The 16,452-nt window shown below is 43.4% G+C and carries 12 protein-coding genes; 9 read left to right on the top strand and 3 right to left on the bottom strand.

The features are described 5' to 3' along the window. Position 1: 1 nt before the first annotated feature. Together vnfG and vnfD are read right to left on the bottom strand one after the other, a co-directional pair. Positions 2-340 (bottom strand): V-containing nitrogenase subunit delta, encoded by a 339-nt coding sequence (gene vnfG / locus ABUE20_RS13640; protein WP_408620491.1) that lies wholly within the window; start codon positions 338-340, stop codon positions 2-4. After that, entirely contained in the window at positions 340-1,755 is a 1,416-nt protein-coding gene (vnfD, locus tag ABUE20_RS13635) for a nitrogenase vanadium-iron protein, alpha chain (RefSeq protein WP_408620490.1), read from the bottom strand. Before vnfD ends, vnfG begins: the two co-directional genes overlap by 1 nt. An 806-nt stretch (positions 1,756-2,561) precedes the next feature. Between vnfD and ABUE20_RS13630 the strand changes: the two genes are divergently transcribed. The 9 genes from ABUE20_RS13630 to ABUE20_RS13590 all read left to right on the top strand — a co-directional run bounded on the left by ABUE20_RS13630 (position 2,562) and on the right by ABUE20_RS13590 (position 13,372). Further along, positions 2,562-2,969, top strand: a complete 408-nt coding sequence (locus tag ABUE20_RS13630) for a hypothetical protein (RefSeq protein WP_408620489.1) — start codon at positions 2,562-2,564, stop codon at positions 2,967-2,969. A 22-nt stretch (positions 2,970-2,991) separates the two neighbouring features. Then, complete coding sequence (locus ABUE20_RS13625; protein WP_408620488.1) at positions 2,992-3,681, top strand: GTP-binding protein; 690 nt, start codon at positions 2,992-2,994, stop codon at positions 3,679-3,681. Continuing rightward, positions 3,678-4,709 carry an ATP-binding cassette domain-containing protein gene (locus tag ABUE20_RS13620; RefSeq protein ID WP_408620487.1) on the top strand — a complete coding sequence of 344 codons (1,032 nt, stop codon included), beginning with the start codon at positions 3,678-3,680 and terminating at the stop codon, positions 4,707-4,709. Before ABUE20_RS13625 ends, ABUE20_RS13620 begins: the two co-directional genes overlap by 4 nt. A gap of 10 nt (positions 4,710-4,719) precedes the next feature. After that, positions 4,720-5,802 (top strand): radical SAM protein, encoded by a 1,083-nt coding sequence (locus ABUE20_RS13615; RefSeq protein ID WP_408620486.1) that lies wholly within the window; start codon positions 4,720-4,722, stop codon positions 5,800-5,802. Positions 5,803-5,813: 11 nt separating this feature from the next. Then, positions 5,814-7,397, top strand: a complete 1,584-nt coding sequence (locus ABUE20_RS13610; RefSeq protein WP_408620485.1) for an ABC transporter substrate-binding protein — start codon at positions 5,814-5,816, stop codon at positions 7,395-7,397. After that, positions 7,394-8,383, top strand: a complete 990-nt coding sequence (locus tag ABUE20_RS13605; RefSeq protein WP_408620484.1) for an ABC transporter permease — start codon at positions 7,394-7,396, stop codon at positions 8,381-8,383. The genes ABUE20_RS13610 and ABUE20_RS13605 overlap by 4 nt, the downstream gene beginning before the upstream one ends. Beyond that, positions 8,380-9,249, top strand: coding sequence for an ABC transporter permease (locus ABUE20_RS13600; RefSeq protein ID WP_408620483.1), 870 nt, complete (start codon positions 8,380-8,382; stop codon positions 9,247-9,249). The genes ABUE20_RS13605 and ABUE20_RS13600 overlap by 4 nt, the downstream gene beginning before the upstream one ends. Next, positions 9,246-10,889 carry an ABC transporter ATP-binding protein gene (locus ABUE20_RS13595; RefSeq protein WP_408620482.1) on the top strand — a complete coding sequence of 548 codons (1,644 nt, stop codon included), beginning with the start codon at positions 9,246-9,248 and terminating at the stop codon, positions 10,887-10,889. Before ABUE20_RS13600 ends, ABUE20_RS13595 begins: the two co-directional genes overlap by 4 nt. 401 nt (positions 10,890-11,290) lie before the next feature. Continuing rightward, complete coding sequence (locus ABUE20_RS13590; RefSeq protein ID WP_408620481.1) at positions 11,291-13,372, top strand: TonB-dependent receptor; 2,082 nt, start codon at positions 11,291-11,293, stop codon at positions 13,370-13,372. A 43-nt stretch (positions 13,373-13,415) separates the two neighbouring features. Here ABUE20_RS13590 and ABUE20_RS13585 read toward each other — a convergent pair whose 3' ends face one another. Beyond that, the gene (locus tag ABUE20_RS13585) at positions 13,416-15,332 is read right to left on the bottom strand and encodes a methyl-accepting chemotaxis protein (RefSeq protein WP_408620480.1); all 1,917 of its coding nucleotides are present in this window, start codon (positions 15,330-15,332) and stop codon (positions 13,416-13,418) included. Between the last annotated feature and the right edge of the window lie 1,120 nt (positions 15,333-16,452).

The raw sequence follows: 16,452 nt of genomic DNA, 5'->3' as shown, positions 1-16,452 counted from the left end.
ATTAATATAATTTGTTATTTAATTCACGATTTCGTGAATGCGTGATCGTAATATCTATTAATCTATCTTTCAGTTCACTGAACATGGATTTTATTTCTTCAGCATTGACGTCTTTTATCCAAGGAAAGTAATGACGAAAATCTGAGACTAAACTTCTGGCATCAGCTGAAAAACAGCGTTCAGAAGGCGTTTCGACTTTAACTTCTAAACCTAATAATATTTGTTCCGCTTGGGCCAAAATATTATTAATGTTTTCCTCTCTATCCCATGTTCTGGAAAAAAACTGCCACAAACAATTTTTTTGAATAAAATTAAATAATTCATCAACTCGGGTTTCCATTATATGGCCTCCTCGAGTAATGCTGTGGATGGTTCTCTGATATCAATGGATGCTAATTTATGAACAGGACATTGTGTCGCATTATAAATATCCCGGGCCATATTCACGAACCCCTCAAATCCCATATAAGGGCCATTGTGATAGGCATGGCCATTAATATATGGAATATGGAGTTTTTTCACTAATTCACCAACGCGAGGTCCGGTAAAAATAATATCTGGATTCACCAGATCAATAATTTCGAAAAATTCCAGCTCATTGGCATCATCCAGGTAATATGTCCCTTCACGCCCCCGAGCGACCACTTTTTCAAAATCTTCTTCGTGACCAAATTTTGAAGACATCGCAACGACTTCCACGCCCATATCGTCCTCAACCGATTTGGTCCAGTGCCACAACCGCGGTCCCCCAGTCCAGATCGCCATTTTTTTCCCTTTCAGGCGCTCTTTATACCAGTCTAACTGAGGTTTCCATTTAGCTTCTTCTTCGGCAATTAACGCTTCACCGCGTTCTTCAATCCCAAAAAAGGCGCAAACTTTACGGATCCCTTCAGCCATATAGCTAAATCCCCAAGTATCGATATCCAGACGAGGGATCCCGTAACGTTTTTTAAGTTCATTGGCAATATAACCCGCAGAACGGGCACAGTTCACCACGTTCAATTGCGCTCGGTGCATCCCCCGTAATGCATCATAGGAAGCATTCCCGGTAAAATGCGAAATCACCTGAATCCCAAGTTTTTTCCAATATTGTTCCAACAGGGTACTATCCCCTTGGATGTTGTAATCCCCAATCAAATTAATGGTATAAGGACTGGTAATTTCAGGTTCAACTCCACCGACTTTTTCATCGACCCAGCCGATATTCAGCACATGGTGTCCTTTCGACTGACTCACCCCAGAAAATCCCGGGCATTCCACCGTAAAAATATCGACATCTGGACGGTCTTGCATCACCTTCTTCGCCACAGCTCGAACATCGTCACCAATCAATGCCGTGGGACATGTGGTATACAAAAACATACTTTTTAATTCAGGCATGGCATCAAAAGCTTCATGAATACTTTTTTCAAGACGCTTTTCACCACCGAAGACGATGTGGGTTTCTTTCATATCAGTAGACCACACGTATTTCAGTGGGATATGTCCATTATCACTGGGATAACGCTTCGTATGCCAAGTGTCATAAGAACACCCGACCGGGCCATGAATCATCTGGATAGCATCTTTGACGGCCCCCCCGATCACCAATTTAGCGCCACAGAAGGCACAGCCCCTTTCGGATAACGAACCCGGGATGGTGGCGACATTGGCAATGGGTAAATATTCTTTGGTACTTTCTTCCGGTGCTTTCAGATAAACATGCTTCTGTCGCTCTGGAATATCTTTATCACAATTTAATAGAACCATTGGCATAGCCTGGATCTCCTTAATAGTACATTCAGTTTTCTAAAGTCAGCTCTGTTCAAATTTATTCACTCTCACTAGAGCAGGAGCTATGCCAATTAAATAAAGTTAATATTTATCTATTTAATTTCCTTTTTAATATTATAAAGTTAAGTTTTTATATCTCTGATATGCATAGCATCACACCCCACTAAAAAAGCCATTAATTCTGTTCTTTCAGGTACAAAATCTCATAACTCTGCTCATAGGCGCACACATCAAAGATTCAAATTTCAATCATTTCATGATGAATATCCAAACCATAAATTTATAAAAATAGTATTTCAAATAAAGGTTAATATGCCATTTAAAATATATTTAAAAAATGTAAACCATTAAAATATATCTTTATAAAAAGATTTTAATAGCGATAGTTTTTCTATTTTAGGAAATGAAATCCATTCGATAAAATGAATAATTTAATGGTGTTGATCATGCTATCAATCTTACTCACGGCAACCATTACATCCTAAACAGTTCTATCTGTTTAAGTATTAACTTTATTCTATCCTTTCACTTTATCTATATAAGATCAACAGCTAAATACATCATACCCTTTAATTAACTTACAACTGTACAATTTGGAACATTGATCATTTTAATTAACAGCCATGAACAAGATATTAAGTTGATTAATTTATAAAAAAACAAATGAACATTCATAACGTATTGATATTAATTGATTTTTATTAATAACCTATGACTGGCACAGTGATTGCTAAATCAATGCATTGATACTAAATCTCATTGTACATTAATCGACTGGATTTAAGTTTATGAAGATAAGACTCGACTTTGTGACGAACAGTAGTTCCGTCAGTTATATTGTGACGGTTCATCAAGATACCGCAGAAAAATTTAAGCAGTTATTTTGTGACTATAGTAAAGAACATCAGGAAAGTCGGATGTTTAACATGTTGGTTGAGAATTTACTTGAGCATGGTGAAATCGTCCAAAAACCTGCTGGCAATATTCACTACAAATTATTTACCTTTAGTAAAGGTCGGGATATGAAGATGTTTAATCGTCCCATCAGTGATTATGACTTTTCCGCGATGGATGATGAAGAACTTCTTAAATATATCTTCGGAGAATATTTCTTTCATAACAAACTGGACAAAATCGAAGGCTTTGGAATTACTGAATTACCTTTCAAAATTCAAAAAAATCCGGATATCGCTTAATACCTTATTAAGGATAGTTATTATGAAGTTAGTTACATTTGCCGGTCCCCCATCAGCCGGAAAAACATCCGTTATTATTAAAACACTGGAGCACCTAAAATCTGAGCTGAAAATTGGCGTTATTAAATTCGATGCCTTATCCACCAGTGATGACATCATCTATCGTGATGCCGGAATTCCGGTTCAGGTTGGAATTTCCGGTGCGCTCTGCCCCGATCACTATTTCGTCAGTAATATCGATCACTGTTTCGACTGGGGACAGCAACAGGGGTTAGATATGCTCATTACCGAAAGTGCCGGTCTTTGTAATCGCTGCTCTCCCCACATAGAACATGTTCTATCGATCAGTGTGGTCGATAATCTCGCAGGAATTAACACCCCTAAAAAAATAGGCCCACTGCTCAAACTAGCGGATGTGGTCGTGATTGCCAAAGGCGATATCGTCTCCCAAGCCGAACGCGAAGTCTTCGCCTTTAATGTCAAACTCGCCAATCCTAAAGCCCAACTCTTTTTCATTAATGGCATTACCGGACAAGGGGCTTTCGATCTGAGCCGGGTACTCAAAGACGCGAGTGTCACTGAAAAAGTCGCCGGAGAACAGTTACGCTTTCCAATGCCTGCCGCCATTTGCAGTTACTGCACCGGCACCACCCTGATTGGCGATAAATTCTCTGTCGGTAGAAGAATGAAATTTAAAGAGGTCACTGCATGAGCCTATCTATTGCCGATCAGCCGTTGGCTGAATTCATCGAACATTATCCATATACCCAGGATTTCTTTAATACGCTAGACCAACATTCCTCAACATCCAAAGGAGAAATGACCCTGCAACAATGGATTAAAACACTGAATCCGGATCATCTACTAGAACAGGGGATGGAACGTCAGCAAATTCTAGATTATCTGGAAGCATTAATCCGGCGTATGAACGAAACGCAAAGAAAAGAAAATCGCCATCTGCAAGCCCTGACCATTATGGGAGGACAGAATAAATCTCAAAAAAAAGAACATTTTTCTCTGACACTCCGCCCCGGAGAGATCGCCTCGTTAGTCGGCCCCACCGGCTCAGGAAAAAGCCGATTACTAGCCGATATCGAATGTCTGGCACAACGAGATACCCCATCCAAGCGCCAGATTTTACTGAACCATACCACTCCGGCCGCATCGGAACGTTTTAACCTTGAAGATAAATTGGTAGCCCAGATCTCTCAGAACATGAACTTTGTCGTCGACCTGAGTGTTATTGATTTTATAACCGCCCATGCCCGAAGCCGGATGGTCGCCCATCCTCAGGAAGTCGTTCACAACATCATTGAATGCGCTAACCAGCTCACCGGGGAACAATTTACCCCGCAGACATCCATCACCCAATTAAGTGGTGGTCAATCCCGAGCCCTGATGATTGCGGATACGGCTTTACTCAGCCGTTCTCCCATCATTCTGATCGATGAAATCGAAAATGCCGGGGTCGACCGAAAACGAGCCATTGAACTTCTGGTCGATCAGGAAAAAATCGTATTTATCGCCACCCATGATCCGTTGCTGGCACTCACCGGAACCTACCGAATTGTCATTAAAAATGGGGGAATTGCCGATGTCATTGCCACCGAGAACCGGGAACGACGCAACATCGCTATTTTAGAAGCGCTGGATAACGGACTACTGACATTACGAAATCGGATCCGGAACGGGGAAACTATCACCGAACCGCTCGATATCTCTCATTTCATGATTCACTAAGTGGTCGATTATGGCATCAATACAACCTAACTTTCAGCCCACATCCCGATTACCGCTGCTACGCCGACACAGCATGGGATATCACTTTGTCGGCGATCCCAATACGGGATTAACCGCCCGCTGGGGCAGCGCGGCTCATTTGGATCCTTTGCAGGCTCCTTGGCCGGAACTCGTGGATATTTCTATTTCTAACCGATGCAGTAAAGGCTGCGATTTCTGTTATCGGGACAGTACCCCCAGCGGCGCACTCATGAGCCTTGAGCAGTACACATTCCTATTGGAACAGCTGACCAGCCCGCAATGGGGGCCTCCTTTTCAGGTGGCGCTAGGGGGAGGAGAACCTCTTGAACATCCTCAGTTACTGGACATTCTAGACGTCACCCACGCCAAAGGGATTATTGCAAACTTCACGACAAATGGTGAGCAACTCACCGCAGCGTTAGCGAAACAGCTCTCTGGAAAAGTCAGCGCACTGGCACTTTCTGCCATGGGTCTTAGCGAATTTCACCCGCAGCGAGTAACCCTACTGACCCAACAAGGCATTCGCACCAACTTACATTATATTCTGGATGAATATACCTTGTCGGAGGCCATTGCTATCGCAGAAGGCCAGTATGACGACTTACTCTCCGGACTATCCAGCATTGTCTTCTTAACACGAAAACCCCAGGGACGCTCCAATGCTGACGGCATTCTCACTTTCGGCAGTGATCGACTCACCCGTTTTCTGGATGCTGTAGCCACCCACCAAAGTCATCTGGCTCTTGGATTCGATGCCTGTGCTGTGCCGTTGTTACTGCATCACGGGCAGATCGATCCCCAGACGGTCGACGCCTGTGAATGCGGTTTTTTCTCGGTTTATGTCGATGAAAAACTGGAAGTCAGGCCCTGTTCATTTGCGAACAAAGGTCAATATGGGTGGGATCTTAACCAATTTAGTTTTGCAGAGATCTGGACCACTAAATTCGCCGAATATCGAAAACAGCAACTGTCGTTAACCTGCAGCCGGACCTGCGTCGGGAAAATGCATTGCCGAGGAAAATGTCCACTGTTTGACGAAATTGCGTTTTGTTTCGTCCCGACAGAAAAATAAAGGAGTAAAGCATGCGTATTCCCTTATTGCCCCTCAAAAATAGTCGCCAGCGGCTATTCTTAGGTCTCCTTGTTCTGGGATTGCTCATTATCTATATCCTGATTATCCATGCGGTCAATGAACGGAATACGCAACCACCAGCCGCTGTTTCACATGAAACCATCTTACGCTTCCGAGGTGGAAATATCGGAGCGCCCTCCCCCTTTGGAGGGTTGGCTAAGGGAGGAGCCAAACAAGCCGAACTCATTTTTGACAGCCTGCTTGAACACGACGAACACGGGCTCATTCCCTGGCTAGCTAAACGCTGGTATCAGTCCAGTGATGGACGCACTTATATTTTTTATCTGCGCTCCGGCGTGAAATGGCATGATGGCCACGCTTTTACCGGACAAGATGTGTTATTCAGCTTCGACTATTATCGGCTTCATGCCCCGCTATACAATGATTTAGTCGTTGATAATCAATATATTATTACCGAAGCTCATTTAATCGATCCGCTAACAGTTTCGGTCACGGTCAATCAGCCCAGTGCCACTTATTTGGAAAAACTAGGGGCAATTCCCATGATCCCACAACATATTTGGGCTGCGGTCAGTGATCCACAACGATTATCGGCGAAGCAGGCGAGTATAGGAACAGGCCCTTATCAACTCCAGGAATTTCATCCGGCACAAGGCACTTATCGTTTAATCGCCAATCCTACCTTCTGGGGACCCAAACCTAAAATCAAAGTTCTGGAATGGGTCCCCGTCAGTGACCCGGTGCTGGCATTTGAAAATAACGATATCGATATCATATCGGTAGCCCCGGATCTATTGGCCCACTATCAAAGCCCTGAATTTAAAATTCAACGGATTCAAAGTCACTTAGGATGCCGGATTGTATTCAATGTCCAACATCAACCCGCCTTAAACGACCCCACAATCCGACAAGCATTTGCCTATGGCATCAACCGCCAAGAACTCGTTGCTAAAATAGCCCGGGGCTCCGCAGAAGTAGGCCGCGATACCATCGTTCCTCAACACCATCCCTATTTCAATCCGCAGGCACCCCAACATGCATACGATCCCACCCAAGCCAAAAAATTACTCAATGGCAAACAATATACATTCAACATTATTGCCCGCAATCAGATGAATGAGGTCAAAATCGCCAAGCTCATCAAAGCGATGCTTGACCCCATTGGGATTCATCTGCAGATCCGGAGTGTCGACAGTAAAAGCCGACTCGAACTTCTGCATAAGCAAGATTACGACCTGGCCCTGTTTAAAAGCGGTTTTGGGGGTGATCCTGACTATTTGCGCACTTCTTTTGGCGCCGCCAAACCGGCCAAAGTCCTCGGGGGTTATTACAATCCGGAACTGCATCGATTAGGACAGCAGCAACTTTACGAACTGGATCCCCAAAAAAGAAAGCAAATTATCTTTGAGATGGAACGTATTATCGCTCAGCAAATTCCCCAATTGATCCTGTTTACGGAAAATGAGCATTACGTATATCGTCCGGCTCATTTTAACGGCTGGCGCTTTCGAGCCGATCGGGCCCGAAGTATGACCGACTACTATAAAATTTCTTTTCTGGATATGCCGCAATGAAACATTTAGCTATTGCCGGGCAACGCGGCCGTCATTATCTCATCACTCTGTCCGTCATAGTGCTGATTAATTTTATGCTCCCTCGGTTGATGCCCGGAGATCCTTTCAGCAGTGAAGAAGATGTGTTTGATCAGGCATACTCCGATAATATGACTCAGGAACAGCTCCTGTATCTGAAACATTATTACAATCTGGATCAGCCTCTCGCCTCTCAACTCGTTGGATATCTGTGGAAGTTAGTTCACGGTGATATGGGATATAGTCTTGCCTATAAAGAAAAAGTCTCCACGCTCATTATGCAACGTCTGCCTTGGACCTTGCTGATGGTTCTCGGCTCATTATTACTCAGTAGTGCATTAGGCACACTGCTGGGAGCTTTTTCGGCCTGGAATCGAAATCGTTATATCGACCAATGGTTATATCCGATCATTATTTTATGGTCTGAAATTCCCTCCTTCGTCATTGGACTTATCCTGTTATGCCTGTTTTCAATTTATCTGCACTGGTTTCCAATGGCCGGTAGTCAAACCCCTTTTTCACATAACCATCATTGGTTTTATCACCTGATCAATATTCTTTACTATGCCACGCTGCCACTGCTGACTTTAACGTTTTCTAAATTAGGCCGTTTCTATCTACTGGCCCGAAATAGCATGCTGACGATACTGGCCAAAGATTACATCACCACCGCCCGAGCGAAAGGACTCAAATCACGGGCCATTTTGTATCGTCATGCACTGCGCAACGCAATGCTCCCCATCATTACCCGCATTTTTATGTCATTGGGCAGTCTATTCAGTGGGGCCATCATCGTAGAAAATATTTTTGCCTATCCCGGCGTCGGAACCTTAATGGGCAGCGCCATCAGCAATCGAGATTACGTGCTACTACAAGGAATTTTCATTTTTATTTCCGTATCGATTCTGACCATGAATCTGCTCTCGGATCTGATTTATAAAAAATTAGACCCAAGGATCTCACTATGACGGCCTTATCCATCTACCGGGAAAAAATCCAATGGCATCTGCCATTACTCTTCCCCCTGCTAGTTATAGTGGCTTTTATGTTTATCGCCGTGTTTGCCGACCAAATCGCGCCACCACATGCTTTATTACCCAGTCAGGAAGCTCTGGCCGCTCCAAGTCTCCAACACTGGCTGGGAACCGATGATCTTGGGATCGATATTTTCAGTCTGATGTGTCGAGGGACCCGCAACAGTCTAGCCATCGGCCTGTTGACTGCATTATTAGCCTGTCTGATGGGAACCGGGATTGGCACTTTGTCTGCCTACATGGGAGGTCAAATAGATCGCCTCTTAATGCGAGTTACCGATATTGTGATGGCTTTACCTCGGCTTCCCACGCTGATTGTATGCGCTTCTTTTTTCTCCCCCAGTACCTTGAATATTGTGTTGGTCTTGTTGCTTTTTTCCTGGGCTCACCCGGCCCGGATCTTACGAGCCAAAGTTCTGGCCTTAAAGCAACAACCTTATATTTGGCTAGCCCAAAGCTACGGAGCTCATTTTCCATACCTGCTTAAACAGCATTTTTTACCGGAAATTTATCCTCTGTGTATTCTTAGTTTTACCGGACAATTAAACCACGCCATCATTGCGGAAGCCGGATTATCCCTTCTGGGTCTCGGCGATCCCAATGCACATAGCTGGGGCATGTTGCTCAACAGCGCAATGGCCTTCGACGGATTGATTTTCACACCATTCTGGAAATGGTGGGTCCTTCCCCCCTTAGTCGCCATTGCCTCACTCGTTATGGCGATAACCTTACTGAGTCGCCATCTTGAAGCATTAATGGATCCGAAAGGGATCTGCCATACGCCAGGATACCGACGATGAATCAGGCTTCTTCATTAACCATCAAGGCACTGACCGTCCGTTATCCTCAACAGCATATTACCGCGGTGAAGAACATTAGCTTCACTTTGCAAACCGGTGAAAATATTGGTCTGATCGGTGAATCTGGATGCGGCAAAACCTCTCTGGCCCATACCTTGTTAGGGATTAAAAACCAGCACGCCCAATATCAGGGAACCGTCATGCTTGATGAGATGGAATTGCTAGCCATGAACGATGTGATGTTAAATCAACAGGTTCGCTGGTCTCGGATTGCACTGGTCTTTCAAAACAGCAACGATGTACTCAACCCACTACTCACCATCCATGCACAACTCATGGAATGCTTAACCAGCCATGCTTCCCAGCTTTCTACCGAACAAAGGCAACAGCGTATCGATACGATTTTATCCCGGACCGGACTGCATCCGCAGTGGCAAGCGGCCTATCCTCACCAACTCTCAGGAGGTATGCGACAAAAAGTATTAATCGCGATGGCATTACTCTGTGAACCGGAATATCTGATTATCGATGAACCCACCGCCTCTTTGGATCCACAATCCAAAACTGAAATCATAACGTTGTTGCAGCAGTTGCAACAGGCAGGACTGGGGATGCTCATCATCTCCCATGATCTGCAACTCATCCTCACGTTATGTCAGCAAATCATGGTGATGTATGCCGGGATGATCATTGAAAAAGGATTACGCGATGAATTACTCACTCATCCCCAACATCCTTATACCCGGGGCTTACTGAGTTCATCTCCCTATCTATCACGCTATCGAGATTTATGGGGGATCCCGGAATCAGCAGAAAGAGATGAACAGGGATGCCCGTTTCGTTTTCGCTGTAATCAAACCCACCCCGCCTGTGCGCTGCATCCTCCCAAAATGAGACGACTTTCAGCAACCCATCAAGTTATCTGTTCGCGGGGAGGGCAAATTGTGCGTCTACAAGCACGCGAGATTAATAAAACGTTTTATCAACCAAACCGGGTCCAGGTCTGTCAACAGTGTAATCTGGACATCTATGCCGGTGAAGTTGTCGCACTGGTCGGTCAATCCGGTTCCGGAAAAAGTACCTTAGCCTCAATTATTAGTGGATTATCCCAAGCGGATAATGGCCACATCACCTTTAATCATCACCCGCTTTCCGGCAACAGTGAAACAACTCGTTTGGGAGGATTACAGCTTGTTTTTCAAGATCCTAAATCCGCTATAAATGAGCGGCTGACTGTTCAGCAGGTCGTGACCGAACCCTTGCTGATTAATCACATCGGCCATAAAACATGGCAATTAGATCAAGTCAAACGGGCCTTAGAACAGGTGGGATTAGCCTCTGACTCGCTGTTTTTAAATTGTCGCTGTTTTATGCTAAGCGGCGGTCAACTGCAACGAGTAGCCATTGCCAGAGCCATGGTCATGCAACCGAGCCTCTTAATTGCAGATGAAATCACTTCGGCTCTAGATCCATCAACGCAAGCCAATGTGATCCGGCTTTTGAAAGGATTACAGAACAGCCGTGGATTTTCCATGCTGTTCATTACGCATGATCTAGCTCTGGCCCAAAAAATTGCAGATCGCGTTCTACAAATGGAACAGGGGCAACTGCATACGGGAAATTTAAATTCAATCAACTAACCCTCGCTAGTTCATGAGCAATTTCATTCCAACTGCTATTTATTAAATCATCATGATAATTTAAAATTATCAATTCTATTCGTGTCCTTTAAACTAACTCTCGTTAATGTATTCTTTTTTATTTTAAGTAATTATTTAATAATCTATATTCAACTCATATTTATGTACATTGTTATCGAACTTTTTACCTTCATGTACATAACCCAGTTATATCTAATTCACTGAAATTAACACAGATGTACAATTAAAATAAAACCTTTAAATTTCAACAAAATAAATATCATCCATTATTTAAATATTGGATGGCATATCCCTTGCTGATACTCATTTCGGAAGGTTTATAAATACAAACTAAAAATACAGACGTTATCAATATCTATCTTTCTGTGAGGAATTATAATATGGATGTTTTCAATATATTTAAAATATCGAATTATTCTAAACCGATAATAATAATCCCTATATTAACACTCTCTTCTTATCACGTGACACAAGCCGAAGAGGTTAGCCAACTCAATAAAATGGTGGTTTCGGCCCATAATGAAAATACAAATTATGAACCCCCTTCGAGTCGTTTTTCTCTGCCGCAAAGTGTTGAAGCAACCCAAGTTTTAACCCGAGAAGATATTGAAGAAATTCATCCCCGAGATATCATGGACCTTATTGAAAACAGCCTCGGTTTTTCTATCCGACGCCAAGGCGCCAGGGTTCATAACTTCAGTTATAACCGAGGGGATAATGTCAGTATCATTCTCGATGGCGTATATTTAACCCCAACAACCGCTCAACGAGTTTTGGGGGATATCCCTCCGGAATCCGTTGAATCAATCGAATTTCTACGTGATTCATCCGTCATTACCATTAGCCCTCTCATGGGATTCGGCTCAGCCAATGCCGGAACCCCCAATCAGGGATTTATCTTAATAAAAACCAGAAAGAAAAAACCGGATGCGAACCATTCTTCTGAGATAAGTTCCAGCTATGCGTCTTACGATACTTGGAAAGTTCATGGTTTCACCAACCAAGATTTTTTAGATAAAAAACTCACCGTCGGTGCCGGTTACCAACATAGCACCAGCAATGGGAAATCTCACTGGAACAACGGCTATCAATTTAATACCTATCTGCTCAACGGAGCCTATCAGGCGCAACGCTTTTCAATAGATGGCTCATTATTTATCAACAAAGGATCTCGAGATATTCAGCGCTCGGTCGGGATTTACGAGGGCGTTCCCCCCAATCGGAATACCACCCCCAAAGGCGAACTTAGCAGCAATATTTGGCGTTATGCCCCGATGGATACTTATGTCACGGCGATCAATACCCGGTATCACTGGAATGACCATCAGACAACCGCCATAACTCTAGGTTACAGCCGAGCCACCGGGACTCAATACGCTTATTACACCTATAGCGATCCGGCAACCGTCTCCGGAAGCAAAGGTAAAGATTGGGCGAAAGAATGGACACTTTCTCACACCCTAATGTATGGCGATAACATTTTTAAAATAGGCTTACAGAGTGTGGAATGGTACCAACTTAGCGAAGGTCGTACGGCCCCGAATCAGGAACACGTTTATGGTGCATCACTCAGTGACGAATATCAGCTAACTGAACAATGGGTGATTGATGGAGCACTACGAATGGACAAGAAAAAAATCATTCACAGTGGAACTAAATATCTTGAAGACAGTACCCGAATAAAAATGGCCGAGGGTGAATGGACTGACGATGCCTATCTAGCATCCATTGGAACCGCCTGGCAAATGAATCCCACTTACCGCTTCAGTGCCCGTTATTCCTTTAACTACACACCAACACCGGATTCATTAACCACCAGAAACGATACCTCACTTTCAGCAGAACGCCGTCATCGCTTTGAATTAGGGGCTCGGGCTCACTTTAGTCCTGCATTACAACTCTCGGTGACTCCTTTTTTCTACTACATTAAAAATCGAAAAGTCACCGATGGTTCAATCAGTGTCGTTGATGATGATGGTACCCCTAATTCTATTTCCATCTATACACTGGCTCCAACCGTCATTCGTAAAGGGCTCGAATTAACCCTAAAAGGACGCTTCCAGCTTAAAAATGACAACCATTTAAACTATGAACTAGGCTGGAGTTATTTATCTGATAATTCGACCAACGATACGTCGGATTTTCCCAATAATAAATATAATGCACGCCTCGGTTGGCGCCATCATGCCTTACAGACACACATCAACGTACTGCATGTCGCTTCATATATGAGTAATGATTATTCCGTTGGAAATTTCACCACCATTAATATGACCGTCGCTTATGACATCACACCGGATATCACATTAACCGCTTTCGGAGAAAATATAACCGATCGCCATTATTCAACCATGAATAAAGGGAGCATTAAAACAATTTCCCCTTCAGGCCGAAATGCACCATGGGGACTAATGGAAGATATCGGGGCCACCTATGGGGTTTCGATGAGTCTCAAATTTTAATTCATCAGGCCCTTTGCTCAAAAAGGGCCTGACAATAAAGCCGTTATAACTTAAAGCGACCCACAATCGAAATCAGCTGATTATTGATCCGCTCAATATCTTCAGCATCACTCAGTACTTTCTGACCATTGTTCCCAAGCTCACCGACGATATCACTGATCGCATTCATGTTACGACTAATCTCTTTAGTTACACCGCTCTGTTCTTCGGCTGCCGTTGCGATTTGGGTACTGAGACTATTAATTTGATTCACAAAGCTCGTCAGCGCATTCAGACTTTCAGCTACCGCATCTGAACCAGATGCAGCATCCTGACATCGAGATTTCGTATCATCCATTGACTGCACGACCTGTCGACACCCCTGAACCAGATCTTCAATCGACCCTTCAATTTCCTGAGTACTATCTTTGGTCCGGCTCGCTAATGATCGAACTTCATCGGCAACCACCGCAAAACCTCGGCCTTGTTCCCCTGCCCGAGCCGCCTCAATCGCGGCATTAAGCGCCAGTAAATTCGTCTGTTCCGCAATCGCTCCGATAACACTTAAAATCGAGCTAATACTTTGCGTTTGATTATCCATTTTCTGCACGTCATCCGACGCATTTTGAACATCCGCAATTAATGCCGACATATTCTGCTGTGAACGATTTACAATAGAGAGCGAATCCTGACTAGTCTGATTAGCCTGATCCGTTAATTCAGCGGTATTAGCGGCATCGGTTGCCATCGAATTCGCCGTCGCATCCATCTGTTCGATCGCCGTTGCAACCTGTTCGGTTTCACTCTGGTGCTGCTGCAGAATACTTCGATTCTGTTGAGCCTGTTTTCGTAATTGCACCACGTTACTCTGTAAATAATCACTGGCACCTTTAACTTCTAACATCAGACTCTGCAAGCTTTCAATGAAGGTATTAATCCCCATGGATATTTGGCCAATATCATCATGGTTATTCACCTGCAGGCGCTGAGTTAAATCACCATTACCACTCGACAGACCGGTGATCATCTCCCGCAGTGAAACAATCGGCCGATAAAGCCATTTAGTAAGCAAGAATGCGATAATAAGACTCACAACAGTGGCGATAAGCGATACCGCTATCGCCATGTTCCGCGCTTTCGTCAATGGGGCAAATGCAATCTCCCGATTCATCCCGATGGCATAAAACCAGTATTTATCTCCAACTTTAATACGATGAGAAAAAAGAATTTTATCAACCCCGTTTAACCGGTAATCAATAACGGCATCCTCCTTACTCAAAGCTTCGGTCGCAGCATCCTTAAGCCATGGATAGTTGAGCGAATTTTCACTGGCTTTAGCCACATCAGAGGAAGATGCCAATAACAAACCATCGGCATTTAAAATCAGTGCGATGGAACCGGGCAAATTCGCAGAAGGTTTTACCATCGAATTTAAAAAAGAAAGGTCCATATCGACCGAGATCGTGCCACCAGCGATTTTCTCAATAATAGTGATCCAATACACCCCATCCGTTCCCAGATAAGGGTTAGTCACAATCACATCATTACTATTGATGGCGGCCTGATACCAAGGCCGTTGCGTCACATCCCCTTCATATTTATGATTCACCCAGGTTTTAGTCGCTTGGTTCCAATAACCATCCCCATTATCAAACGCCAACACCGCACTTCCTAAGTTCATTGCATTGGCCAGAAAATAGGTATGATTAATGATGTCCGCCTCACTATTTACGATCGAGCCTTTCAGCGGGGTATCTTTAAACTGTTTAGCCAGTTTATCGATCCCGCCAACTTTCTCATTGATCATAGTTTTGATGACATCACTACGTCCCTGAACATAACTTTTTCCCTGATGCATAATCGCTTCAGTCAGTAACGATTTCTGTTCAAAATAAGAAATCAAACTCGCTACTGATACAGAAATAGCAACCAAAAGAAAAATCGACAACACTAATACTTTTTTCAGTCCTAGTTGCATCATATCGTTTCATCCTTACGCACAATGCTCTAATAAAAGAATAGTCGCTAATCCAGAAAGTAGTAGATATTTAGCACAACCGATAAAGACGGAAAAAATCAGAAAAAGCCACCGTTGTAGAACTCATTCAGCATTCCCAAACGATCGGGGTTATCTACAGACAAACTCTGGCATTGAATCATTTTCAATGAGCTTTCGGCAGCAATATTTATATCCTCAAATTCTGGACGGGGCCGGGCTCGGTTTACAACAAAACATGGTGAAATTAGAAGAAGTATCCCTATATCTATACTCTATAAGGCTCTGACATTAAGAGTATTTGAGACATCCATCATGGAGAAAAATTTTTTAAAAGTTAATATTTTTTCGATGAATCTATTATGAACCTATATCAATATAAAGCGTTTAACCTAAGCGTCTTCCCCTTTTCCAACAGCGACACTTACTGATATATAAATTTATAATCATTCATCTTCCTTATATACCATCACACATATAAAACGCCCCCATCAATAGATGTTGACTTAAATTTTCCCCTTCATACCCATCACCACATTCTTGTTTTTTGATTGAAGAGGAAACATAGAAATGACGTTAAAAAGAATTTTCATATGAATTAAAAATAGATATATCTAGCAGATATCTTTTAGGACTAACTATCTTTAGCGATTAATTCCAAAGCAACTAAGTTCGATTCTATATAACCTACGTAACGCTCAACTCTTGACTGTTATCACTGCGTCGTACATCAGTAGCCACATCATTACACTACCGAAGAGTATGATATGGTTCTGGCAAATACATCAATATGAGTAAAAGATAGCACCACTTCATCAATCCATGTGATTGACGATATCGAACCAGCCGTTTAATTTCACTAATGAACACGGGTTATGAGCTCACCTTTGCACTCAACTTGAATCGTGAGTTCACTCCTTGGCCGAGGGTCAACCAACGGTTGCCCAACTGAATCTCAATACTCCAAGCGTTGCATCATTTCTCCATAGTCATGAAGAATGCGCGAAACCTGCTGTTCAGTCAGTTTATTACGCCAATTGCCTCTTTTCCCTTGGCGAAAAAACGGCTGAGTTTGTGGAGAACGCTCTTTAAAGCCATATTACTG

Origin of the sequence: Celerinatantimonas marina, from assembly GCF_046054165.1 — a bacterium.
GTDB lineage: Bacteria > Pseudomonadota > Gammaproteobacteria > Enterobacterales > Celerinatantimonadaceae > Celerinatantimonas.
This window is presented reverse-complemented; position numbering and strand designations above follow the sequence as displayed.